This window comes from Vibrio sp. 10N.261.46.A3 (assembly GCF_041472995.1).
Lineage (GTDB): Bacteria > Pseudomonadota > Gammaproteobacteria > Enterobacterales > Vibrionaceae > Vibrio > Vibrio coralliirubri.
This window is the reverse complement of record NZ_JBFRRH010000137.1, coordinates 1-25085: the sequence shown is the minus strand read 5'-3', so window position 1 is coordinate 25085 and position 25085 is coordinate 1. Positions and strand designations below refer to the sequence as shown.

At 44.4% G+C, this 25085-nt stretch carries 22 protein-coding genes; 9 read left to right on the top strand and 13 right to left on the bottom strand.

Going from position 1 to position 25085, the window contains the following annotated elements:
- The first annotated feature begins 157 nt into the window (after window positions 1-157).
- Window positions 158-1000 (top strand): DNA ligase, encoded by an 843-nt coding sequence (locus AB4484_RS24780; protein WP_372080854.1) that lies wholly within the window; start codon window positions 158-160, stop codon window positions 998-1000.
- A 100-nt stretch (window positions 1001-1100) separates the two neighbouring features.
- On the opposite strand, the gene AB4484_RS24775 is transcribed toward AB4484_RS24780, so the two are convergent.
- Window positions 1101-2471, bottom strand: a complete 1371-nt coding sequence (locus tag AB4484_RS24775; RefSeq protein ID WP_048611045.1) for an MATE family efflux transporter — start codon at window positions 2469-2471, stop codon at window positions 1101-1103.
- Window positions 2472-2632: 161 nt separating this feature from the next.
- Between AB4484_RS24775 and AB4484_RS24770 the strand changes: the two genes are divergently transcribed.
- Window positions 2633-3241 carry a riboflavin synthase subunit alpha gene (locus AB4484_RS24770; protein WP_372080852.1) on the top strand — a complete coding sequence of 203 codons (609 nt, stop codon included), beginning with the start codon at window positions 2633-2635 and terminating at the stop codon, window positions 3239-3241.
- A gap of 183 nt (window positions 3242-3424) precedes the next feature.
- Here AB4484_RS24770 and AB4484_RS24765 read toward each other — a convergent pair whose 3' ends face one another.
- Together AB4484_RS24765 and AB4484_RS24760 are read right to left on the bottom strand one after the other, a co-directional pair.
- Complete coding sequence (locus AB4484_RS24765) at window positions 3425-3628, bottom strand: CPXCG motif-containing cysteine-rich protein (protein ID WP_004733789.1); 204 nt, start codon at window positions 3626-3628, stop codon at window positions 3425-3427.
- A 93-nt stretch (window positions 3629-3721) separates the two neighbouring features.
- Window positions 3722-4588, bottom strand: a complete 867-nt coding sequence (locus AB4484_RS24760; protein ID WP_019823083.1) for a fructosamine kinase family protein — start codon at window positions 4586-4588, stop codon at window positions 3722-3724.
- Between the two features lie 586 nt (window positions 4589-5174).
- Here AB4484_RS24760 and AB4484_RS24755 point away from each other — a divergent pair.
- Window positions 5175-5519: a DUF3802 family protein gene (locus tag AB4484_RS24755; RefSeq protein WP_010440912.1), complete on the top strand. Its 345-nt coding sequence runs from the start codon at window positions 5175-5177 to the stop codon at window positions 5517-5519.
- 107 nt (window positions 5520-5626) lie between these two features.
- On the opposite strand, the gene AB4484_RS24750 is transcribed toward AB4484_RS24755, so the two are convergent.
- On the bottom strand, window positions 5627-6112 hold the full coding sequence (locus tag AB4484_RS24750; RefSeq protein WP_050621338.1) for a C40 family peptidase: 486 nt from the start codon (window positions 6110-6112) through the stop codon (window positions 5627-5629).
- A gap of 104 nt (window positions 6113-6216) precedes the next feature.
- Here AB4484_RS24750 and AB4484_RS24745 point away from each other — a divergent pair, with 104 nt between their 5' ends.
- Complete coding sequence (locus tag AB4484_RS24745; protein ID WP_372080851.1) at window positions 6217-8262, top strand: methyl-accepting chemotaxis protein; 2046 nt, start codon at window positions 6217-6219, stop codon at window positions 8260-8262.
- Between the two features lie 189 nt (window positions 8263-8451).
- Here the strand turns inward: AB4484_RS24745 and AB4484_RS24740 are convergent, their stop codons facing one another.
- Complete coding sequence (locus AB4484_RS24740) at window positions 8452-9255, bottom strand: sterol desaturase family protein (protein ID WP_050634345.1); 804 nt, start codon at window positions 9253-9255, stop codon at window positions 8452-8454.
- Window positions 9256-9323: 68 nt separating this feature from the next.
- Here AB4484_RS24740 and AB4484_RS24735 point away from each other — a divergent pair, with 68 nt between their 5' ends.
- Entirely contained in the window at window positions 9324-10070 is a 747-nt protein-coding gene (locus AB4484_RS24735; RefSeq protein WP_084703188.1) for a tRNA-uridine aminocarboxypropyltransferase, read from the top strand.
- 163 nt (window positions 10071-10233) lie between these two features.
- The gene (nagK, locus tag AB4484_RS24730; protein ID WP_372080850.1) at window positions 10234-11142 is read left to right on the top strand and encodes an N-acetylglucosamine kinase; all 909 of its coding nucleotides are present in this window, start codon (window positions 10234-10236) and stop codon (window positions 11140-11142) included.
- A 178-nt stretch (window positions 11143-11320) separates the two neighbouring features.
- Here nagK and AB4484_RS24725 read toward each other — a convergent pair whose 3' ends face one another.
- The 6 genes from AB4484_RS24725 to AB4484_RS24700 all read right to left on the bottom strand — a co-directional run bounded on the left by AB4484_RS24725 (window position 11321) and on the right by AB4484_RS24700 (window position 16803).
- Complete coding sequence (locus AB4484_RS24725) at window positions 11321-11587, bottom strand: DUF2960 family protein (RefSeq protein ID WP_017063882.1); 267 nt, start codon at window positions 11585-11587, stop codon at window positions 11321-11323.
- Between the two features lie 279 nt (window positions 11588-11866).
- Entirely contained in the window at window positions 11867-13684 is a 1818-nt protein-coding gene (locus AB4484_RS24720) for a bifunctional molybdopterin-guanine dinucleotide biosynthesis adaptor protein MobB/molybdopterin molybdotransferase MoeA (RefSeq protein ID WP_372080849.1), read from the bottom strand.
- Entirely contained in the window at window positions 13684-14268 is a 585-nt protein-coding gene (gene mobA, locus AB4484_RS24715; RefSeq protein ID WP_372080848.1) for a molybdenum cofactor guanylyltransferase MobA, read from the bottom strand. Before mobA ends, AB4484_RS24720 begins: the two co-directional genes overlap by 1 nt.
- A complete protein-coding gene (locus tag AB4484_RS24710) occupies window positions 14246-14965 on the bottom strand; it encodes an energy-coupling factor ABC transporter ATP-binding protein (RefSeq protein WP_048611022.1) in 720 nt (239 codons plus the stop codon). The genes mobA and AB4484_RS24710 overlap by 23 nt, the downstream gene beginning before the upstream one ends.
- Window positions 14966-14975: 10 nt before the next feature.
- Complete coding sequence (locus AB4484_RS24705) at window positions 14976-15674, bottom strand: ABC transporter permease (protein ID WP_017067174.1); 699 nt, start codon at window positions 15672-15674, stop codon at window positions 14976-14978.
- A 322-nt stretch (window positions 15675-15996) separates the two neighbouring features.
- Window positions 15997-16803, bottom strand: a complete 807-nt coding sequence (locus AB4484_RS24700; RefSeq protein WP_017059611.1) for a substrate-binding domain-containing protein — start codon at window positions 16801-16803, stop codon at window positions 15997-15999.
- Between the two features lie 303 nt (window positions 16804-17106).
- On the opposite strand from AB4484_RS24700, the gene AB4484_RS24695 reads away from it, so the two are divergent.
- The 3 genes from AB4484_RS24695 (at window position 17107) to AB4484_RS24685 (ending at window position 22480) form a co-directional block, all read left to right on the top strand.
- Window positions 17107-18570, top strand: coding sequence for a sigma-54-dependent transcriptional regulator (locus AB4484_RS24695; protein ID WP_372080847.1), 1464 nt, complete (start codon window positions 17107-17109; stop codon window positions 18568-18570).
- Window positions 18560-20587, top strand: a complete 2028-nt coding sequence (locus AB4484_RS24690; RefSeq protein ID WP_052878429.1) for a cache domain-containing protein — start codon at window positions 18560-18562, stop codon at window positions 20585-20587. Before AB4484_RS24695 ends, AB4484_RS24690 begins: the two co-directional genes overlap by 11 nt.
- Before the next feature lie 273 nt (window positions 20588-20860).
- The gene (locus tag AB4484_RS24685) at window positions 20861-22480 is read left to right on the top strand and encodes a methyl-accepting chemotaxis protein (RefSeq protein ID WP_372080846.1); all 1620 of its coding nucleotides are present in this window, start codon (window positions 20861-20863) and stop codon (window positions 22478-22480) included.
- A 131-nt stretch (window positions 22481-22611) separates the two neighbouring features.
- Here AB4484_RS24685 and AB4484_RS24680 read toward each other — a convergent pair whose 3' ends face one another.
- Window positions 22612-23499, bottom strand: coding sequence for a mechanosensitive ion channel family protein (locus tag AB4484_RS24680; RefSeq protein ID WP_048612067.1), 888 nt, complete (start codon window positions 23497-23499; stop codon window positions 22612-22614).
- A 1-nt stretch (window position 23500) separates the two neighbouring features.
- Window positions 23501-25085: ATP-binding protein (locus AB4484_RS24675; protein WP_372080845.1), on the bottom strand; the 1585-nt coding region annotated here is incomplete at its 5' end.

Genomic DNA, 25085 nt, shown 5'->3' with positions numbered 1-25085 from the left:
GAGAGTTATAAGTCATTAATTTAATGAATAAATGCAAAGGTTAGATAAGGTTGATGAGTGGATCGCATCTTCTGCCAAAGATTGTCTAACTGCGTGTTAGAGCGCTTAGGATTAAAGACATTTGTTGACCACTACAGATATTAATACGGAGCAGATGATGAGATTAACCAAACTGGCTTTAGCCACTCTATGGGCGTGTTCGCTTTCATCTCATTCATCCTATTTACCTCCTGACCATTTGGTGCTTGCAAACTCCTACCAGCAAGGCATAGATGTTTCTGAATACTGGAAGAGTGAAAAACTTGATGGGATTCGCGCTCTATGGGATGGACAACACCTTTATACACGCAATGGCAATCGCATTTACTCACCCAAGTGGTTTACTGAAAACTTGCCTAAGGTCCATCTCGAAGGAGAGTTGTGGGCAGGAAGGGGCAAGTTCCATCTCGTTCAATCTACCGTTCTCGACCATACGCCGAGTGACACAGCATGGCGGCAAATCGATTTCATGCTGTTTGATATGCCCGGCGCCGCAGGAGATTATCAAAAGCGCTATTACAACATTTTGCATTGGGTAAGCGTGATTGGAGAATCTCATGTCAGCTACATAGAACATGTACCAATTCACAGTGAAGAGGCTTTGTTTCATCAACTTGATAATGTCGATGAGCGTAATGGTGAAGGTTTGATGCTTAGAAAGATCACCAGTCGTTATCAAGCAGGCCGAAGTAATGATTTGTTAAAACTTAAAAGGCATCATGATGCCGAAGCCACGGTTATTGGCTACAAGGGTGGTACAGGGAAGTATAAAGGGATGATGGGTTCAATTTTGGTTCACACAGAAGAGGGTGTGGAATTTTATATCGGCAGCGGGTTCAGTGACCAAATGAGACTCGCACCGCCAGAGATCGGCAGCCGTATTACCTTTCGCTACAATGGTTTTACTCAAAACGGAAAACCCAAGTTTGCGCGCTTTGTTCGAGAGAAGATTGGATATTAAGGAAGATACGATCTACCTGACCATTAAACGAAAAGAGCCCTGAAAATCAGCGCTCTTTTTTGTATTCGAAATCAAATAGACCGACTTAGTGAATGCGAATCTAGCGCGAACTAAACTCTAGCTGTACGTCGTCGTCCTGCTTGTGCATCCAGTGTAGACGCATACCCAGCATAATCGCTGCTGACGTTAGACCGACGATGAAACCAATCCAGAAGCCGTGCGCACCCATAGGTTCAACAATCCAATCTTTCATACCCAAAATGTAGCCGATAGGAAGGCCAAGCAACCAGTAAGCAACGAAGGTAATGTTGAAGATTGAACGCATGTCTTTGTAGCCACGTAGAGCACCTGCAGCGATAACTTGGATTGCGTCAGTACATTGATAAACCGCCGCGAACAACAGCAACTGCATTGCAACGGTAATTACCGCAGTGTTCTCTGTGTAAAGTAATGCAACCTGCTCTCTAAACAGCACCGTTAACGCCGCTGTCATTAAGGCTGTAACTAAACCAACAATGATACCCACGTGTGTCGCGATCTTAGCGCCTTCGGTGTTGTTTTCGCCCAACTTATGCCCAACACGAATACTCACGGCTGCACCGATACTCATTGGAATCATGAAGACTAGCGAAGAGAAGTTGATCGCGACTTGGTGCGCGGCAACAATCAATGAACCTAATGGTGCAACTAACAGAGAAACCACCGCAAACAGAGTTACCTCGAAGAAGATAGCGGCCGCCACTGGGAAACCAAGTCTAAACAGACGAATTTGAGCTTTAAGTTGAGGCTTGTGGAACGTACCGAAGATGTTGATTTTCGCCAAACGCTTTGATGTTAAAACGTAAGCAAACAGCAGAGCAAACATCACCCAATACACGATAGCCGTTGCCACGCCACAGCCAACACCACCCAGAGCAGGAGCACCAAGTTTTCCGTATACGAACATCCAGTTCAGCGGGATGTTTAATAGCAAGCCAATAAAACCAATCACCATCGCAGGCTTAGTTAAAGACATACCATCCGTAAAGCTTCGCAATGTTTGGAACAACAAAAATGCAGGTACAGCAAACATCACCGCATTCATATAGCCGATGGTCTTTTCCGCCATGAGTTGTTCAATGTCCATCCACTCCAATATCAATTGTGTCTGGAACAGTACGCCAATGATTGGAAGGGAAATGACGAGTGCTAAAAACGCACCTTGTTGAATCTCAAATGGGATTTTGACTTGTCGACCAGAACCATTCAGTTGTGCAACGACAGGAACCAACGCCATCAATAGGCCGACACCAAATAAGATTGATGGTAGCCAGATACTTGCTGCAATCGAAACCGCTGCCATATCGATGGCACTTACGCCACCGGCCATTACGGTATCAACAAAACCCATTCCAGTTTGTGCAACAGATGCGATCAATACTGGGGTCGCAAGTTTGATTAGATTCGAGGATTCTTCTTTGTAACGATGCACAAACAACTCCAAATAAGAGGGAAAATTAGAATAATAGTGTAGGAAAGGACATTCTGAAGGAATCAGAGACAATGATCTTAAGCTTCCACTGGACGAATCATAAAGAAATGTCACAATAACTGCTATGAAAAACTGTTATTAGAATGCTAAATAGGAATCTTATGTTTACAGGTATCGTTCAAGGCATGGCAACACTGGTTGCTATAAACAAAAAAGAGTTGTTTCAAACTCATACCATTGAGTTAAGTGACGAAATGGTTGAGGGATTAGCAATTGGTGCTTCAGTAGCTCATAACGGTTGTTGCTTAACGGTAACGGAAATTTCTGGCAACCAGGTTGCTTTTGATTTAATGCAAGCGACATTGCGATTAACGAACTTAGGCCAGCTGAATGTTGGTGACAAAGTGAATGTTGAGCGTGCAGCAAAGTTTGGTGACGAAATTGGCGGGCATAGCATGTCTGGCCACATTACTCTGATGGCTAACCTCGTTGATGTGATTAAGACAGAAAACAACCGCACGCTTTGGTTTGAGCTGCCTCAAGAATCAATGAAGTATGTGTTGAGTAAGGGTTACATCGGCGTTGATGGTTGTTCATTGACGATTGGTGAAGTGGAAGAGAACCGTTTCTCTGTTCACCTAATCCCAGAAACACTGAATCGTACTCTGTTTGGCGGCCGTGAAGTAGGCGACCAAGTAAACATTGAGTTTGATCCTCAAACACAAGCGATTGTTGATACTGTTGAACGCGTACTAGCAAACCAAAAATAGTAGTAGCGGTTTATCAATAGCATTTGCCTAAAAAGCGATGACTAAGTAAAAGTCGAAGACATTAAAAAGAGCACATTAAGTGCTCTTTTTCTATTTTGTGTATTTGCGTTTTTCTAGGCTAGCCTCAAAATCGAGGGTAGCTCTAAATAGAGGTGTAGATCCAACTCGACAAGAGAGTAGGTGTTAGAAGACTTGTTCGTCGTCTGCATCAATCGAGAGATTAATCCTGTCTCTTACTTCATCTACCTGCATGTCTAGGTGAATGGCATTGCAACATGCTGGGCAATCGTCATAAAAATCTTGGCTCCCATTAGAAGCATCAAGCGTTATGCTGATGGCATGCCCACAGTGGGGGCAGGAGACATGTTTCTCTGTGTATTTATGCATCGCGAATTCTCCTCACTGTAACTTGTTCCAATCGCAGTAGCTTGTATAGATCGTAGTAGCTTTATAGAACGACTTAGCTCGCTGTAATTGGTATTAAACGGCCTGTATCTTCTGAATGCATGCTTCAGTTTGTGCTAAATATTCGCCGCCAAATTGATTGCAGTGGTTAAGAAGATGGTACAAGTTGTAAATGTCTTTCCGATCAGTATAGCCAACGTCGAGTGGATTGACGCTCTGATAACCTTCATAAAACTCTTTTGGAAATCCTTCAAACAATTCCGTTAATGCCAAATCGCATTCATGATCACCCCAGTAACAAGCCGGGTCGTAACAGATTGGCCCAAAGGCTGAATTTGCTACATTGCCATTCCAAAGATCCCCATGAAGCAAAGAAGGGCGAGGGTTGTGCCCAGCAAGACGCATATTCACCACATCAACGATGTCATCAATATCACCAAACTCGATACCTTTCTCTTTGAGCAGTTGCAGTTGGAAACCAATGCGTTGCTCGGAGAAAAAGCGACCCCATTTCTTATGCCAAGGGTTGGGTTGAAGTGTGCTGCCGATATAGTTGTCTTGGTCGCAACCAAACTCTTTTTGCTCGCCCCATTGATGAAGCTGTGCAAGCTGAACGCCGAAATCGAAGCTATTGTTGCCCGTCTCAAGCGGCTTAGTAGGTAAATAATTGAGAATAATGAACGAGCACTCTTTGGTTTTGCCAATAAGCACCAACTCAGGAACGTAAACGGTGGAGGTTTCTCTTAACAAGCGTAAGTTCTCAGCTTCAATTTCAAACTTTGGTAAAAATTCTCGCTGATTCACTTTCACAAAGTAACGTTCATTACCATCGCTGATCATATAGCAATCGTTAATGTCGCCACCAGAAACCTTGGTACGTTCAGTAATCTGAAAGTTAAATAGAAGAGTATCTGAAAGTTGTTGAGAAATGGCCTGCCACATAGGAAATCCTCAAAGACTGAAAGTTAAAAAAATTGAAGGTTAGAAATACTGTTTGTTTAATAGCAATAGTTTAGGATAAATCTGAGCAATTTATAGACGCACTCGTCAATGTTCTTAGCTCTTCTTCATCTTACGCAGAATCAATTGGCCGAATTGTGAACTCGAACTGATTCAAGCTCTTTGAAATACAAACATAAATTGAAAACCTGACGTGATGAAATAGTTTGGAACTGGTCTCACAATCGAAACGGTTTTGAACGCCACAAACTGGAAAAGTGATTTGAGCTTGTTATTGTCTAGCGACTAAATTAAATGAGCTTTTAGAGTTAGTTGAAAGGGCTATTGTTAACTGGCGCAATACTTTGCTTCAAAGTTTGTCTTACACTTTGCTAGGCGTGAATTTACTTATGGCTCAAGTAGGCAGGTATACCACTTAACCCTATATCGATTTAAATTTAGGCTGAAATACTAACTAGGATCATTTTAATGCGGTTTTGGGCAATAAAGTGATGACAAATAGCTTCATTTACATAGTATTAGGCAAGTACGTATTAATCTGCTCTAGAGCTTAAAACGGAGAATTATTGTGGTTGTAGAAACCGATGGCTATTTGGCTTTAATCGAGCACCTATCATTCAACCTTGATGTGTTTACCAATAGTAATGGTGATACTGGAAACGAAAGTGTCGAAGACATTGTTACCGACATGATTTCAACGAACATCATGGCTATTTTCGAGCAAAACCCAGAGTTGCATTCGAGCGTTCGTTTTCAGCTTTTGAAAGAAGCCGATGCCGTAGTAGCGGATCTTGGTGAAGTATTAGCGGGTGTGTGGGCTAAGAAAGCAACTAACGAACAAATTGTATTCCTTGATGAGTACATCGCGTTAGTGAAGAACCTGTTTGATACTGCTGTTGCTAAATACGACTAACGGTTTGTTTGTCCATTTATTGTCGTAATTGGTCAGCATAATAACAACGGGCGTTTAAGTCGTATCTTTCTAGAGTTACCTCGCTCAGCGGTTTATCTTTCGAACCGCTATAAACGCCTAAAGTGCCAAAACTTGGATGCCCAGTATGGGTTATCTAACCTAGAAATAATGACACCTTTCGATGTCGAAGCATGTAGAAATTGATTGTTTCCTAAGTAAACGCCTACGTGTCGCACCGTCATCGAAGTCTTGAAAAACACCAAGTCACCGCTTGTTGCTTCCCCATACGCAATTTCTTTTCCCTTTTTACTCTGGTCTTTTGTGGTTCTTGGTAGGGCTTGTTGAGTCGCATTTTGCACGGCAATTTGAACAAAAGCAGAGCAATCTATACCTCGAAATGATGTCCCACCGAAATGGTATGGCACACCTTTCCACTGTTCATACACGCTCATATAGGCGTTTGTAGTCGATTGTTCTGACTTTGATAGGGGTCTCTGTGCGGTTTGACTAAGCTGAGAAGGCGATGGTGACGAGCTACAAGCAGCCAATGTTGCTAAAGTTATTGTAACTACAGCCATTTTTCTGATTTTCATATGTAACTCTTCTGACAAAAAACTGAAATAAAAACGTCATCAAGGACTTCTAGTATACGACCTAACTTAAGGATATCTCTTTTCGTAGTCAAACTGGATTTCACATGCCCGACACAAATTTATCAATAAAACCCTCACGTTATACATTCTCGCTCATTCAAACCGTCACTGCTGTATTTATTTCCATTCTTTTACTCGTCAGTTTTTTATCAATGGTTAGCATTCGGGGCGTTGAACGTGTCGGGGGACATTTTGATGCACTCTCGGAACAAGCATTACCCCTTGCTCTACATAACGCCGAATTAACGCAAAGCGTATTAGAACAAGTAAAACTTCTCACTTACAGCACCCAATCAACCGACTTAGATACACTGAATGCCACAAGGGGCTCAATTGACCAACTCGCGACAGAGAGCAATACCACGCTAGAGGAACTCCTTTTTATCTCCCAATCTTTTCCTGATGCAATCTCTTTAGAGCAACAACAAAACCTTGTCGATGACATGGCGCAACTGCAAACCATGACCAACACGGTACTGCTGGCGCAGATCGAAATTCAAAGTAAGCAAAATCTGATCGACAGTAAAATGGGCGAGTTCCGTTATGGCGTTGGGTCTATCGGACCAGAAATGAATAGAATCAGCTCATTCTTGGTTGAAGACAACCCAGAAGCGAGCGATGCAGCGAACCGATTTACATCCAGTGCGTCTGCTATGGCGAACACCTTTTTGATGTTGATGATGCAACCTGACATTGATAAAGCACAAGACGAATACCGTCAGTTGAGAAACCGAATCGCAGGTCTTAACTTGGCTTACAGCGATTTTGCCGATTGGCACCCGGACATCGCTGAGTTCGCGAGCTTGACGGCGCCTTACGAGATGGTGAAAGCAGGCTTTACCGAAGAAGGCGTAATCAAACAGATCCTATTGAAACTCGAACTGGTTCAGCAGCAAGAGCAGAACTTAACGCAAGTCATCACCCTAGCGAATACCGTCATCAGCACATTGAATCAGTTGTCTTCTGCCGCTTCCCATCTGATTGATGAAAGTGAGCTGGTTGTAAATCAAACCATCACCAATATTGATCGTGTGTTGTTTATCAGCGGGCTAGTGATTGCCGTAATCATTGTGATTTCATGGTTCGTGTTACGCCGTTGGATGAATAAAGGGCTTAAAAACATTACTCAACAATTGAGTTCACTGGCAGATCATGACTTCTCCAAACAGAGTGAATTGCTTGGGCCGCTAGAGCTGCAAGTTATTACTTCAAAACTCAATACAGTCGTTGATTCAACCGCGGACTCGGTTCGTTTGGTAACGCGCAACTGTGAGACGCTTTATCAAACGGCTGAAGTAAGCCATGACGCTGCAGAGCAAACCAATTCGAGCTTAAACGAGCAGAACGAATCACTTCAGAATATGATCACCACCATTACTGAGCTGGAAGCATCGATTGGTGAGATTGCTCGTATCTCTAACGCATCGAACGACGATGCTCAAATAGCAGAAGATGAGTCAGTGAATGGCAGCCAAGTGGTTGGCCTTAACCAACAACGATTACAAGCGCTTGAGCAATCTCTTAGCATGAGTGAAGAGTCGATGGCTGACTTGGATGGTCGAGTGAAACAGATTCGTGAAATGGTCGATATGATCAGCGGAATCGCTGAAAACACCAACTTATTGGCACTGAACGCTGCGATAGAAGCGGCGCGAGCAGGTGAACAAGGCCGAGGCTTTGCAGTAGTTGCAGATGAAGTGCGTAAATTGGCAAGCGGTACATCCCAGCAAACCACCAATATTCGTAGCATGATGAACGAGCTAGTAGCGGCAGCCGATCGCTCACGCGCTTCTGTAACGGAATCGAGAAGTGAAATGGCCAATGCACTGGAAACCAGTGGCGATGTAAGACAAGCCTTCGAAAAAATCGAATTTGCGGTTAGCCAGATCAAAGGGCGTGTTGAGCAAATCATGGTGGCTACCGAAGAACAAGCTCGTGCAACTGTCGATGTTACCCATTCAATCACTCGAGTATCTGAGCAGGGTGAGAATACTAAGCTGCAACTTGAATCTATGATCGAGAGTTCTGAGCAAGTCGGAGAGATAGCAGGGCACCAACAAGCTATGCTTCATAAATACGTGCTGAAATAGACGAGCGTGAAAGTTAAGCTAGTGTGCGAAAGAGTTTAAGCACTAACTACGCTTATAATGACTATCGATACAGAAACGCCCTTAAGTTCTCACAAGAATCTAAGGGCGTTTTGTTTTCGGATTAAGATAACTTTGGTATTAAGCTAAGGTTGGTCTCAATATAAGCTTGAGACTTAACTGAATTCGAACCTAGTCTTTCGTCGTCGGGAATCGTGCAAATGGCTGTCGCAGCATCAAATCCAACCGCTGCTCTTTACCATCTTGAATCTCGGGAACACCAATATGCACCTTATCGTGGCCAAGCTTGGGTTGTGCGCGGTAGGTCTTAAACCAGATGTCCCACACAGATAAAAAGAAGCCAAAGTTTGAGTGCGTTTCTTTTACGATAACCGAGTGATGAACGCGGTGCATGTCTGGTGTCACAATCACTTTTCTTAATAGCTTATCGAACCATAGCGGAAGACGTGCATTGCTATGGTTAAACATCGCGCTCGCATTAAGAACAATTTCAAAGATCACGACAGCAATGACAGGCACACCAAGTGCGATCACCAAACTCACCTTGATGAGCATTGAAAGAATCATCTCAATAGGGTGAAAGCGCGTTCCAGTTGTGACATCAATATCGAGGTCCGCATGGTGAACTCGATGTAGCTTCCATAGCCAAGGAACACGGTGAAACACCAAGTGCTGTAGGTAAATGGCACAATCCAAGAGCAATACACAAATCAGAATGGTCAGTTCTTTCGGAAGTGACAGGGTATTGAACAAACCCCATTGGTTTTCTTGTGCGATAACCGCCGCTTGGAAGGCTGCGATAGGAATTAGAGTGGCTAACAGAAAGCTGTTCAAAGCAACCAGCGCAAAGTTGTTTCCCCAGCGAAACCATTTGCTTTGAGTCAGTGCTTTACGTGGAAAACGGTATTCCCAAAGCGCACACAATCCAAAAACGACAATAAAACAAACAAGGCGAAGCAGTGATGGGTCTTGCATGGGAATTCCTTCTATCATTCTAGGGACACTGTAAGTACAATCGTGCCACTTTTCTAGATTTATCGTTATTGTCCATGAGAATCCACGCTTTTCACCGTTTATATCAACACCGTTTGTCTCTTTCTACCAAGCCGTTTAACGCGCGCGGGTGTAAAGTTGTTCGATGTGAGTTCTGTAAAATCAAACAAGACAGCTGTATCTGTGAACATCAACCAGACGTAAATACGAACGTCGCGACCATGTTGATCTTATCGGACAATGAAATACTTAAGCCAAGTAATACCGGCCGTTTAATCCTTGATACCGTTAAAGACAGCTATGCCTACCTTTGGCACCGCACTGAACCGAATCAAGAGATGCTTGATGTGCTGAAAGACGATAAATATCAGCCAGTCGTGGTCTTTCCTGAAGATTATACCGATGACAAATCGCGCGTGGTTACTGACCTTGGTGAGATGCGAGATTCGAACAAGACGTTGCTGCTGATCTTTATTGATGGCAGTTGGCGTGAAGCGCGACGTATCTTCCGTCGTTCAGAGTACCTGCAAGACTTACCCGTGTTGTCGATTGAACCAGAATCGGTTTCCCAATATATGATGCGTAAGTCAGACAACGAACAACATCTTTCGACTGCAGAAGTAGCGAGCTTGGTTTTGAAACAGGCTGGTGAAGAGCAGGGCGCTCAGACTTTACAGCTTTGGTTTGAGACATTTCGCGAAAGCTACATGCTAAGTAAGACGCGTTATAAGTCCGATCCAACCAAACCAAGCCTGAACGCTTTCATAGAGCACACTAAAAATGAGACGTCACTCTAACCTTTAACCGCTTTGTGCTGACTTGTTGTTCAAACAGATTCGAACACGAGATAAGTTTGTTATCTATCACGGTTTGTAGGGGGAGTGTTATGGATAATGCTTCCTAGATGTTTAATTTGAAAAATTTATTTGCCCGAATTTAGGGAAAAATTGGAGAGATTTCATGTATTACGGCTTCGATGTTGGCGGCACAAAAATTGAATTTGGTGCGTTCAATGAAAAACTTGAGCGAGTAGCAACAGAACGCGTACCAACGCCTACTGAAGATTATCAACTGCTACTTGATACGATTGCCGGTTTGGTGAAGAAGTACGACAGTGAATTTTCTTGCGAAGGTAAAATTGGTCTTGGTCTTCCTGGTATGGAAGATGCTGACGACGGCACAATGCTGGTTGTTAACGTGCCAGCTTCAACGGGGAAACCACTACGTAAAGATCTAGAAGCGCTTATTGGTCGTAGTGTAAAAATTGAAAATGATGCGAACTGTTTTGCGCTTTCAGAAGCGTGGGATGACGAACTTAAAGACGAACCATCAGTAGCAGGCCTAATTCTAGGTACTGGTTTTGGTGGCGGTTTAGTTTACGAAGGTAAAGTGTTCTCTGGTCGTAACCACGTTGCAGGTGAGCTAGGCCACATGCGTCTTCCTATTGATGCTTGGTTCCACCTTGGCGATAACGCACCGCTACTAGGTTGTGGTTGTGGCAAGAAAGGTTGTCTAGACAGCTACCTATCAGGTCGTGGCTTTGAGCTGATTTATGAACACTACTTCGGTGAGAAAAAGAAAGCGATTGAGATCATTCAAGCGTACAACGAAGGTGAAGCAAAAGCGGCTGAGCACGTTGATCGTTTCATGGAGCTATTGGCTATCTGTTTCTCGAACCTGTTTACCGGTCTTGACCCTCACGTAGTTGCATTGGGCGGCGGTCTTTCAAACTTCGAACTTATCTACGAAGAGATGCCAAAGCGTATCCCTAAATACCTACTGTCTGTAGCGAAATGTCCAAAGATCATCAAAGCTAAGCACGGTGATTCAGGCGGCGTTCGTGGCGCTGCATTCCTTAACATTAAGTAATCGTGACTTAAGTTAAGCTAGCTAAGGTTAGATAGTTAAAAAGTACAAATCAAAATGCCGCAATCTCGAAAGAGGTTGCGGCATTTTTTATTGTTCGGTGTTTTCGTTTCTTTAGCTGTTAGCTCTAACTACAAACGAAAAGCTAGAAACGGCATATCAAGAAAAGAGCCAAGAGGGCTTACTTCTTCTTTTTACCAACACCAAGGTTGTCTTTTTGCTTCAACGTAAGCTTAGTAAAGCCAAGTTTACGGAAGTAGTTGTCCTGGTAGTTGCGAACCGCTTTAGTATCAGAAATCAACTCAAGCTGTTGCTCAGTTTTTAGATACTCAGAGATGTCGATGCCTTCAGCTGCAGCAACAGCTTCTTGGATCGTGCGGTGTTCTTGTTTTGAAAACAGTAACTCTTTGTCTTCGTCTTTGTAAGTGTACAGAATGGTACGAGCCATGGTGCTCTCCAATAGAATTATTACTTTGCGCGCACTCTACATAAAAACCGTACGTGGCTCAAGGTAATGGTAAGAAATCTTAAGATTATCGTTCTAAACGTTTAGCGTAATTTAAGCTATTTGTCTTTTAGGAAACGAACAGGTTGTTTTTGACGAAACGAAAAGAACAAAAAGCCCCTTAACATTGAAAAATCTATATAGGGGCTTCGTTTGTGTTTTGGCGAAGATCTTCCAGATCAATTAAAAAGCTTCTAAGTCAATTTAAGTGTTTGCTTTGAGTTAAACACGACCTTGCAGAGGAATGATCGTCACTGTCTCGCCAACTTTCACTGTATCAACTGCTGGAGAGATTTCGATTAAGCAGTTCGCTTCGCTCATTGAGCGCAGAATACCTGAACCTTGCTTGCCCGTTGTTTTCACTTCAAGCACGCCGGATTCATTCATCGAGAACACACCACGGCTGAACTCAGTACGGCCTTGGCGTGAGCGCAGTTGTTCCGTCGCTACAGCATTTGCTTTCACTGGCGTCCAGTTCGTTTGACCTTGAAGCTTGCGGATCGCAGGCTCAACAAAGTTAATAAACGACACCATCACAGCAACAGGGTTACCCGGCAAACCAAAGAACGGTTTGTTTTCAATTTTACCGTAAGCCAGTGGGCGACCTGGACGCATGTTGATACGCCAGAAGTTGATTTCACCCAGCTTATCCAACGCAAGCTTGATGTAATCCGCATCACCAACAGACACACCACCAGAAGTCAGAACCATATCGGTTTCAAGCGACGCAGAGTGCAGCACATCCATCATCTTTTGTTCGTCATCTTCAATGATGCCGTAATCGACGATGTCACAGCCAAGCTTTTGAAGCATGCCGATAATAGTGAAACGATTTGAGTCATAGATAGAGTTTGGTTTTTGCTCGCTACCCGGCGCTTGAACTTCATCACCCGTAGAGAACACACCCACTTTCACTTTACGCAGAACAGGGCAGGTACCAAAACCTAACGATGCCATCATGCCCATTTCTGGCGCTTCGATGCGTGTGCCGCGTGTAAATACAGGTTGGCCGATTTCTAAATCTTCACCTGCCATACGGACATTTTGTCCAACCGAGATTTTAGCATCAGGGAAGCTAACTTTATCGCCATCTTGGACGGCTTGTTCACGCATCACGACAACATCAACGCCTTCTGGCATTGGTGCGCCGGTCATGATCTTAACCGCTTCACCTTGTTGAACAATTTGCTCGTAGCTGTGACCCGCCATGACTTCAGCAACGATGTTGTAGCTGTCCAATTCTAGATCTTCACTACGGATCGCATAACCGTCCATTGCAGAGTTGGTATTCTGAGGAACGTTGATTGGTGAAATCACATCTTCAGCCAGCACGCGGCCGTAGCCTTGCAGTAATTCAACACTCTCTGTGAGATCAAGCGCGTCAATGCTATCAACAATCTTTTGCTGACCTTGAGTAACGGTTAAACCTGCAGGAGAGAACGAATCACAACATACTGCGGGCGCTGTGTCTTTTGAAGATGAGCATGACACGGCTTTGCCTGCTGTTGAGGAAAGGTCAAAGGACTGTGCGTAATCGATGATGAAATCACGAATCGCTTCTAAGTCGCTGATCGCCATTTGTGGCAGATCTGATTCAACTTGGCTGTCTGCCGCGATAGCAATAATGTTGTTATCGTTCGGATACAACCAAGGTTTGCCCACTTCATCTCGGTGCAGTTCAATTTTAGGGAAAGCGATGTTCTTACAACCTTCAACCAAAATCAGATCAAGCGTGTTGGTATCAAAACGAGTCAGCAGGTAATCAAAATCTGCTTCGGCTTCTGGTGTTTCTGTCATCATCACGTGACGATTACGAGAAGCAATCAACATTTGGTTTGCGCCCGCTTTACGCAGGCGGTAACTGTCTTTACCCGGCTTATCGACATCAAAATCGTGGTGAGCATGTTTTAACACACCAACTTTTAAACCCGCATCAGTCAACAGAGGAAGCAGGGCTTCAAGTACGGTCGTTTTGCCTGTACCGCTATAAGCAGCAAAGCCCAATAAAGGAAGGTTAGGGCGTTGTTTAGAATCTTTCATTATTGAAGCGTTCCGAATTGGGTGAGTTCTTCTGGCGTGTTGAGATTGACAAAGCAGTTAGGAGAATCGCTGAAATCAACGTATCCGGTAACACACTCTTTGTATAGCAAGATGATTTTACGATCACCACGTTCCAAAAACGCTTCTAACTTTGGCAGAACACGTTTGTGGAATAGGGTGAATACAGGTTGCTTAAATTCGCCATCATGCGCGACAAGAATGTCGCTGTCTTCTTTAACTGCAGAACAAAAACGCTCAACAAGGTCGTCACTGATTTGTGGGCTGTCGCAAGGGACAAAACCAACCCAGTCTGTGCTCGCGTTTTTAAGGCCAGCATGAATGCCACCCAGCGGACCTGGGTAGTCGGGGAAAGAATCGGAAACAACCGGAGCAAATGCTTGGTAACTGTCTAAGTTACGATTGGCATTGATAGTGATGCTGACATCTTGCTGTGCCAGCTTGTTTATAACGTATTGAATGAGCGGAGAACCGTTGAGCTCAACGAGTCCTTTATCTTTTCCGCCCATACGGCTGGCCTGTCCGCCAGCCAAAATAACCCAACTAGTTTGCGTTGGAAGCAGCATAAATATTCTCTTGTGCTTTATCTTTCTGAATAACTTGCAGAAGCGGGGATTCGGTCAAAGTATTGTCTTTGATCCACCACTGCTTCTTACATAAATCGGTTAACGCGTTAGTTTGGTGACTGGTGATGACTAAACTCGCGCCTCTCTGAAGAAGATCTTCGGCCATAATCACCAATCTTTCAATAGATTCTTTGTCTAAAGAAGCACTTGGTTCATCCATAAGCAAGATTGAAGGCTTAAGAATCCAAGCTCGAGCCATTGCTACGCGTTGACGCTCACCGCCAGACAACACAGAAATGTGCTCATCTGCTAGAGTTTCTAAACCTACCATTCTCAATGCATTAATTATTTGAGCTCGCTTATCTTTTTGGCTCTCTTTGTTAAAGCGAATGCCATAAGCGACATTTTGGTACACCGAGCCATCAAAAAGATAGGGGGTTTGATGCAGGTATATGATGTCTTTGAACTTGAGCCGTGGGAATAATTTTTGCTGCCAGCTCTGTGTTGGAGACTGAATACGGCCAGAGCTCGGCTGAATTAATCCAGACAAGATTTTAAGTAGGGTCGTTTTACCAACACCATTGTCTCCTTTGAGATAAATGGCATCGTTGGGGCCGATCGACAATTCGGGAATGTGGAACAAAACACGCTCTTTGTAGCGCATTGAAATTTGCTGCGTTGTTATTTTTATACTCATGACAGCGTTCCTAAGTTCTTAAATAGCCTTTTCCTCTCACACTGGAAAGGAAAAAGTTAAGGGCTAATGCCAATGCTAATAACACCATACCGAGGGCGACACCTTGAGCAAATGCGCCTTTGTGGCTTTCCATGGCGATAGCTGTTGGGATGTTTCTTGTCATTCCCATAATGTTGCCACCAACCATCATTGAACAACCTACCTCTGTCACGATACGAGAGAAGGCAGCAATGGTTGCAGCCAACAGAGGAAAACGTGTTTCCCAAATCAAGGTACACGCCACGCGTGTTGTTGATACGCCAAGTGTGCGTGCTGTTTCTACCGCTCGGCGGTCACTAGCCTGCAGAGCACCGTGCATCATCGCAACTAGGATAGGGAAACAGATCACCATCTGACCTAGAATCATCGCCTTTTGGGTGAACAGCAATTGCCAATCACCTAACGGGCCAGAGCGAGAGAGCATCATGTACATCAACAAACCGATAACTACGGTAGGGATAGCTTGCAGGGTGTTGATCACTGAAAGCAGAGCCCATTTCCCGGGGAACTCGGTATAAGCCAATAAGAAAGCCATAAGGATTGCAGGAACAATCACCAATGAGATGGCGGACAAAGATACGCTGAAGGATACCGCGACGATTTTCCACAATTCGTGGTCAAAACTCACAAGTAGATTCATTGCATCAATCGTTGTTTGCCATAGGGTCATGAAGTATCTCGTGTAAATCGATAATAGGTTTTATCGGTAATGACTGATGTTAATCATAGCTGACCCAAACTATTTGAGTGTGTATTGGTCAGCTATTGTTCTTAAGCATGATTGTGTTTCTAAGCTTGAATGTGTTGTTAAGCGTGAACGTTATTAAAGTGAGACAGCTTTATAGCGAGTTGCTGTAAAAACAAGATAGTTTTTAAAGCGATATCGCTTAGGTGCTTCGTTAACTGCTTAGTTAAGCGTAGCGCTAATTGATTCGGGTTGAACCCTTAGCGCTACTTTTACTTACAGAAAACGACTGTTCACTTACAACAAACTATTCTGCGCTTGCAACAAACAGTTGTTTGCCATGCAGTTTAAAATCGTTAATCAGTTTCTGACCTTTAGGGTTAACCAACCAATCACTGAATACTTTCGCTGCTTGGTAGTTAATGCTTGGGTAGCGCTCAGGATTAACCAGAATCACTTGGTAAGGATTAAATAGATTCTTGTCACCTTGGAAAAGGATTTTTAGATCCAGTTTATTTTGGTAAGCCAACCAAGTACCACGGTCTGTCATGGTGTAACCTTGCATTTCTGACGCCATGTTCAGAGTAGGGCCCATGCCTTGACCAACACTGCGGTAGCCACCAAAGTTTGGTTCGATTTTAGTTTGCGCCCAAATACCCATCTCTTTCTTATGAGTACCAGAGTCGTCGCCGCGAGACACAAATGTCACGTTATTAGTCGCGATCGCTTTGAACACATCTGCCACTGCTTTTTGAGATTCAATTTTTGCAGGGTCGCTTTGTGGGCCAACGATGACAAAGTCGTTGTACATCAGCTTGCGAGGTAAAACGCCGTAACCTTTTTCTACGAAATTCGCTTCAGCCTTTGGTGCGTGAGTCATCACCAAATCAACGTCACCATTTTCACCCATGCGAAGTGATTTACCCGTACCGGCGGCAAGAACATCAACCTTGATACCAGAATCTTTTTCGAATTCAGGTAGTAAGTAGTCCAGTAGACCAGAGTGATAAGTACTTGTGGTTGTCGCCAACTTAATATGAGTGGTGTCTTCCGCGCTGCTAGCCGTGTAACTGACGATAGATAGAGCTGCAATAGTTAGGGGAATTGCTTTCATTATTATTATGTCCATTCTGTTATAAATGAATGACATGCCTTCAGTTTTAAAGGGCTCAAAGAAGGGCATGTGCATAAGACGCTAATTGTTGTAATTAGAAATCTACACCTTATAAGCAATCTTAATGCCAACAAATCATGCATCAGATTTCATTAAATTGCTGTTATTTCGGACAAAATTGCGTCATTTACCCCGTTAAAATGAATCAAAACATGAGCTAGGACAAAATGTCGCACATTGTCCCTGTTGGATAAAAGGTTAATTGGTACACTCTGTCCCAACTTTCCTCACCGGCTAATCATTATGTCTTTACCTAGTTCATCTGCATCCAATCTCAACCCGAACACATTGATTCAGTATCAGGCGTTTTCCGTTTTGGTCGTCGATGATGAATTGGGTATGCAGGCTATCTTAAAGAAAGCACTGGGTAAGTTCTTTGGCAAGGTGTCGAGCGCAGGGTCGGTTGAAGAGGCAGAAACACTGCGTTCGAGCGAACATTTTGATCTGATTGTCCTTGATATCAACCTACCAGGCCGCTCGGGCATTGAGTGGGAAGAGGCGTTTAACGACGCCGACAAACGCGCCGATGTGATTTTCATGACGGGTTATGCCGATCTAGAGATGACCATATCCGCGCTTAAGCTTGGTGCTTCAGATTTTATTCTTAAGCCGTTCAACCTCGAACAGATGATACAAGCGGTTCTGCGTTGTATGGATAAGCGACTCGACCAAAGAATGCAGTACGCGTTGAAGCGCGATGTTAGTCGTCATATCAAGACCGAATTGATCGGCAATTCAGACAAGACCAAACAGCTTAAATTGTTGATCAGTCAATTTGCACCGTCTCGAGCTTCCGTTCTGATAGAAGGTGAGTCGGGTACAGGTAAAGAGTTAGTTGCGCGCGGTGTACATGAAGCCAGTAAACGCACCGGTCCATTTGTGCCAATCAACTGTGGCGCGATTGCTCCAGAACTTCTAGAAAGTGAACTGTTTGGACATACCTCGGGCGCATTTACTGGTGCGAAGAAAAACCGTGAAGGTCTTTTCCGAGTCGCAAGTGGTGGCACCTTGTTCCTTGATGAGATCGGTGAAATGCCACTGCCAATGCAAGCTGCGTTATTACGCGTGTTAGAGCAAAGAACCATTCGTCCAGTCGGTAGCGAGAAGGAAATTTCCGTTGACGTACGAGTAGTGGCGGCGACCAACCGAAATCTTCAAGAAGAGGTCGATAAAGGGCACTTCCGCCGTGATCTGTTCTACCGACTCAATGTACTTAAGATTGATGTGGTGCCATTGAGAGAGCGCCCGTCAGATCTGATTGAACTTGTTCCATACTTTACTCGTCTTTTATCGAGCGAGCTTGGCATGCCTGTTCCAAATTGGGCACATGAAGATATATTGGCGATGAACGAATACGAATGGCCGGGAAATATTCGTGAGCTTAAAAACTTAGTCGAACGATGCATTCTTTTAGACAAGCCACCAGCACACTATTGGCGCGAGATTAATGGCGACCCTGTTCCTGCTAGTATTTCAGTGACGGTGTCACATGGTGCAGAAATGCCAAACTTAAATAATGCAGATGTTGCCGAGGGTTATCCAAACACTTGGACACTCAAAGAAGTGGAAAAATCTCATATAGAACAGCTTGTTAGTTTCCATGATGGCAATAAATCGGCAGCTGCAAGAGATCTTGGCGTGGCACGTAAAACGCTAGAACGTAAATACAAAGATTGGAACACGGAAGGCTCTGAATATGCCGATTAGACGTCGTTGGTGGTCAAAGTGGGCGTTCCGATTCAAAACCATGGTTCGCTACCGCTTATTATTCCTAACATCTGCACCGATCATTCTTACCTTGTGTGCACTTGTGGCTATCACACTGTATTGGTCAATCCATTACACGTGGCAGGGCGCTCTGATTGATGTTGATGAACGCTTGGATGTTGCCGATAACAGTATTCACCTGATCCAAAATCAGCAAGCATACAACGTTCGTGCGTTTGCCGAGTCTTATAACTTTCGAACCAAACTCGCGAGTGATCTTTCACACGAAGACCTAACTCGCTGGGTGTCTGAGAACAAATCTCGCTATGAGCTCGATTTTCTGCGTTGGCGCAGTGTCGAGAGCATGGAAAAGAAACTCGAATATCTAAACTTAACTCACAAGTCTTCGTTTTTCAGTGTCTTAAGCCGTAATGAGCTCAATTATCTCGATCGTGACCTCGCAAAAAAAGCGGAAGTTCCGATGCTCAATGGGCAAGAAGTCGAGACTCGCGGATTGGTAAGCCGAACCGTTGTATCCATAAAAGATGAACACGATCATGTGATTGGTTTTCTGGATGGTGGGATCTTACTGAATAACAGCACTCAACTCGTCGATCAGATCAGTAACCTTATCTATCCACAACGAGAAGGTTTTAATCGTCATATAGGGACGGTCACGGTTTTCCTTGATGATCTTCGTGTTAGCACCAACGTGCCTTTGAGCAGTGAAGACAGTGTAGGGCGCGCCATTGGTACACGTGTCTCTCACGAGGTGCACTCGAAAGTCTTGAATGAAGGCAAAGAGTGGCTAGATCGAGCGTATGTTTACGATGCTTGGTACATCACAGCTTACCAACCAATCCATGACCAGTTTAACAATGTGATTGGTATGCTTTACACCGGTTATTTGATTTGGCCACTGATAGAAACCTACTTGACCAACCTAGGTGAAATCAGCATTACCATTGTGTTGCTGCTGTTGGCATCCGGTTTGATCGTTCACCGTGGCGCGCGTGATCTTTTCAACCCAATTGAACGCATTCATAAAGTGGTGAAGCTAGTCCAGATGGGGCAAGACAAGCGCATTGGTACGCTAGGTTTGGATGATCAACACGAACTGACACTGCTCGCTAAACAGTTCGATAAGATGTTGGATCTACTGCACGAGCGTAATCAAGAGATTCAACAAGCTGCATCTGAACTCGAGTGCAAAGTGCATTCTCGTACCGCGAGTTTGAAAGAGAAAACCGAAGAACTCGAACTGCACATCAAGCTTCTCAATCAAGCCAGAGATAAGCTGGTGGTCAATGAAAAACTGGCCGCATTAGGTGAATTAACGGCGGGTATTGCTCATGAGATCAATAACCCAACCGCCGTGATTCTTGGCAACGTTGAATTGATGAAGTTTGAACTGGGCGATGAAGTGAGCCGTGTCGACGAGGAAGTCCACGCGATCATGGAGCAGATTGACCGAATTCGAAATATCACACGAAGCCTGCTTCAATACAGCCGTCACGGTGGCGTACAAGACGAAATTACGTGGCAACATATCAACCCAATTGTCGATGAAAGTATTACGCTCGTAAAAACAGGCGCGAAGAAGAAAGGCATTGTGTACGTATCACAATTGAACGCTAAAACCTCAGTCGAAGTGAACCGAAACCAATTGCTACAGATTCTGGTTAACCTGCAAATGAACGCGATTCATGCAATGGACGGTCAGGGCACGTTAACCATTTCGAGTGAAGACTGGGTTGAAAATGGTGTGTCTCATGGCGCTATCGTTCATGTTCAAGATGAAGGCTGCGGTATTAAGGAAGAACAATTGAAACGCATCTTCTCGCCATTTTATACCACCAAACGTGATGGTACGGGCTTAGGCTTATCCGTTTCTCAAAGTATCTTGAGCCAAACTGGCGGCGAGATCCGAGTCGAATCCGAGGTAGGTAAGGGAAGTTGCTTTAGTATCTATCTTCAACAGAAAGCGACACCTCAATTGCTAGTATCAAACCTATAAGTTCTAAGAACTCATTCACCGATATTATCATCTGATAATACTTCTAACGCGCTTGGGCTATTACACGAACGTTTTAGCCCAAGCACGAAAATTCCGCACTACTAATCTATCTCAAACCAAATCTCAACCTCTGCCGGTTTGACGAGCACCTCTTTTTGGTTATGTAACACAGTGTATATCTTTTGATCTTGATGCATATCATCTGAACTGTACGAAATTTTGATACCTTGGCCGAAAATCCATAATCAAAACAAATAATAAAGTCAGTCAGCTATGAAATTAAGTAACTTATCTATCAAATCAAAACTCGTCTCCATCGTCATTTTATCGGTTATTCTATTGGTAATGGCGTCCACTTTTAACCTAATGCAGCAACGTGCTAGTTCCATGCAAGAGCGTCAAGATAAGCTCAGTGCTCAAGTCGAAACTGCGGTCAGCTTAGCGAGCTACTATTACAACCAACGTAATGTGCTGGGTGAAGAGGTCGCAAAGAAACAAGCACTTCAAGCCATCGAAACCCTACGTTATGACACCACCAATTATTTCTGGATCTTAAACCAGCAACTCAACGTTGTTATCCATCCATTAAAGCCTGAACTCAATGGTAAGAACGCGGGTAATTTTAAAGATGGTGCGGGTAAACACCACTGGCGTGAGATGGTCACCATTTCTCGTACTCCAGAAGAGAAAGGCTTTCTTGATTACCAGTGGATGAGCCCGCAAGGTGAACTCAAAGACAAGATTTCCTACGTACAGCTGTTCCCTGAGTGGAATTGGATTGTTGGCTCGGGCATCCTAGTTGCGGACATTCAAGACGCGTTCTATGCATTGGCGCTCAAAGAGGGATTGGTTGCGGTCGTATTGTCAGGCTTGTTGTTTGCGATGGGTTACGCAATTTCAAATAACATCCTAGTGCCGCTTAACAAGCTTATCGACAACACTCACAAAATTGCCGATGGCGATCTTCGTGTACGCATGAATATGACACGCAAAGATGAACTGGGCGATATGAGCCAACAAATTGATACCATGCTCGACAAACTGCAAAGTACGCTTCGCACAGCCAATGAATCGGCGGATTTGTCCAGCAACATGGCGAGCCATATTGCTCAAGCCAGTGAAGAAGCAGCAACCAGTGTTAACTCACAACATGCACAGCTTGAATTGTTATCGACTGCAATGACAGAAATGAGCGCGACTATCTCAGATGTTGCAGTGAATGCAGAGAACACGGCCGCTAGCACCAATAAGGTTGTTGAGCACGCGAACCAGAACGACCAAAACATGCAGGTAACGTCTGAGACTATATCTCAGGTTTCAGAGAACATTTCGACCGCGAACAACTTAGTCAGAGATCTGCAATCTGGCGTCACCGAAATAAGCCAAGTCGTTGGTGTGATTCGTGATGTATCAGAACAAACTAACTTGTTAGCGCTCAACGCAGCAATAGAAGCGGCACGTGCAGGAGAGCAAGGTAGAGGATTCGCAGTTGTTGCTGATGAAGTCCGTAACCTTGCTAGCCGCACTCAGAATTCAACTAACGAAGTACAATCCACGATTGAGAAACTGACTCAACAGGCAGAACGCACTTTCAAGGCAATGCAAAGCAGTAACGAAAAGGTTGATCACAGTGTTGTCGCGTCTAACGAAACTCGTCAACAACTCGATGTGATTGTGAATGAACTGCATAACGCCAATGACATGGTGGCGCAAATTGCCGCAGCCTCGGAACAGCAAAGCACGGTAGCCACTGAAATGAGTGAAAGTGTCACTGGGATTCATCTCGCTGCAAATGAAGTACTGCAGGCCTCACAATCGCTTGCAGAAGACAGTCAGAAAATGGCGAACACTACAGAACACCTTACTGAGCAATTGAAATACTTTAAGGTTTAGCATCAATAAGACTATTAGCTTGAAAATAAAAAGCTCAAAAAAAAACACCTCCGCACTCGAGATAAGTTCGGAGGTGTTTTTATTTATCGCAAGTCATTTGCTATGAGAAACAGACGTCTAAAGCATCAAACCTAATGCGCCGCCACTGAAATCTTCGGTGGGTTGATGTTGTGCTTCTTAAACTCTTTCATCACACGCAAGGTAATGTCGGTTTCAAACAGCTTCTCATACGCAGTATCCACAACATAAGCCTTACAGGTTAGCTGTATCGCTAGGTAGTTATCGGTAATCGTCTGTTTAACCAAAACCGTTACAGGTTTCGGCAAGTGGATATAACGACTTGAAGACGCCGCTTCTTGAATCAGGTCGCGGGCTAGGGTGATGTCTTCATCCATACCGACGTAAAACGGAATCACCACCTGCATGTCCAATGCGCCATAGTTACCACTGGTGGTCACTTCATTTAAGAACTTGTTGTTCGGAATGGTAATGATGTCATCGTTCAACGTTCTCATTCGCACTGAACGCAAACCAATGGTAATAATATCGCCGTAGTTGCCTTCAAACGTGACGCGGTCACCAACTTGAAAGGGTCTATCAATCATCACCGTGATGCCCGCGATGAATGATGCCGCCAAGTCTTTAAGCGCAAAGCCGACCGACACGGCGAGGGTACCACCAATCAAAGCCAGTATTTGGTCGTTGATTCGAAAGCTCATCATGAACACGATAAGACCGGTGCTCACATAGATAAAGAACTGAGTAAACGACTGCAGTTTTTGTAGCAGCATTCGATATTGCACGAATTGGCTACCAAAACTGGTCACCATTGAGTTGATAAACTTAAGCAGCAACCACATCGCAGCAATAACGATCATGGAGAAGAACACGCCGCTCCATCGAACTAGGCTCGCTATCTTTGAGATGTTTTCTACATTGGCTAACTCTTCCGTCGCAAAGGTCGGGAAACTGACAGCACTTGCCAAGCCAACAAATAGTAGGATAAATAACTTCTTCATTTTACTTCACCAGTAGATGTTGACGGTCGAGAACGTTAGTAATGTGGCGGAACCAGTGCTCGGAAATTCGAGCCTTTTCTTCATGCCAACCAATATAACCACGGCTTTCAAAGTAACGCAGAATGCCGGTTATCTCTGCCGTGCTTAGCTGCGTACAATCAGACAAGACTTCTGGAGACGCGATTTCCAATTGCACAATAGAGCGAAGCACAGCCAGCATAGGTTTTGGCATGTTTTCTAGCTCCTGAGCTTCAGGAACATGGAACAAGCGCACCACGGCTTGATCGGTATCTTTGTTTCGATTCAAAGAGAGTCGGAAGAATCGCAGCGCAACGGTAGGGTTACCATCAGAGTAATGCCACAAGATTCGGTAGAAGCCTTGGCGTGCTCGATCTTCCTCACTCATGTCATCTTGGTCCCACTGTTTAGGCACCACCAAACCATCAAACGATAACGGCTTCTCAAGCTCCGTATTGATACGGCTATTTAGAAGCTCACCGACTTGTTTCTCTGTCCAACGTGGTAGGAAACACACCAAATCAAACAGCAGACGCTCACCACGCGCTCGATCGACAAATCGCCAGCTCGATTTAGCAATCGAAATCACGATACGGTGGTTCTTTTTAGAACGGCGCAATAGGTTGGTTAAACGGATCAAATCAGACAGGCCGCCGACCATTGGCTTAACCAATCGCTGTGCATTATCGATCGCAATCAGGTACGTGGTCTTGCTTTTACGAAGATGCGCCAAGATCTGAATCTCAGTCGCTTTTTCTTCCAAGCCGATGCTCACCGCTAGATGCGCTAACAGCTCTTGATAACCCGCGTAAGGGCAACTTACGTAGACAGGTTCAGCGTTAGAGACTTTGTGCAGCAGGGTATAAAGTAGGGTTGTTGAGCCCACACCACGTTCACCTGAAACAATACAAATAGCAGGGCTGTCCGACATCAGGTAGCGAGACAGTTGCTTAACCTCATCACCGGCGTAATCAATCAGCGTGCTGTCGATATTACCCGGTAGGATGTATTCATAAGTTTGATCGCCTTTGATTCGAACCAAGTTTTGTTGGTTTTTATCAAGGTCAGACTGCTTAGCCACTTCGATTCTAAATAGATACGCCAAAGCTTGGCTAAACAGCGTGTAATTAGATAGCAAGGCCATGATGCGATGTTGGAAGCTGTACACGCTCAACCATACGATGCCAATTGCCGTCGCTAATATATTAAGTAGGAAAGTTTCCTTACGGTTTACCGCCCAATTCACCCACACAGGACGATCGGAGATGTGTTGCAACGTATCGAAGACTTTCGCGCGCCATAATCTAAGCACTGAAATGGTAACCAGTACAAACCAGAAAAATAGGGCGCTGTAGATCCAGCTATAGATAGTGCCTTTGCCTAGCGTGATACTCGATATTTGCAAAGTCACACCCGCAACAATGAAGCTCCATACATAACGGCGAATAGTCGATAGGCGCAGCGCAATCACTTCTTGATTGGATGTGCGACCCAAACGATACGCAAATTCCAAAATAAAGCTGATGGCAATCGAACCACCTAGAATCCACCAGGTGAAGATCTCAAGG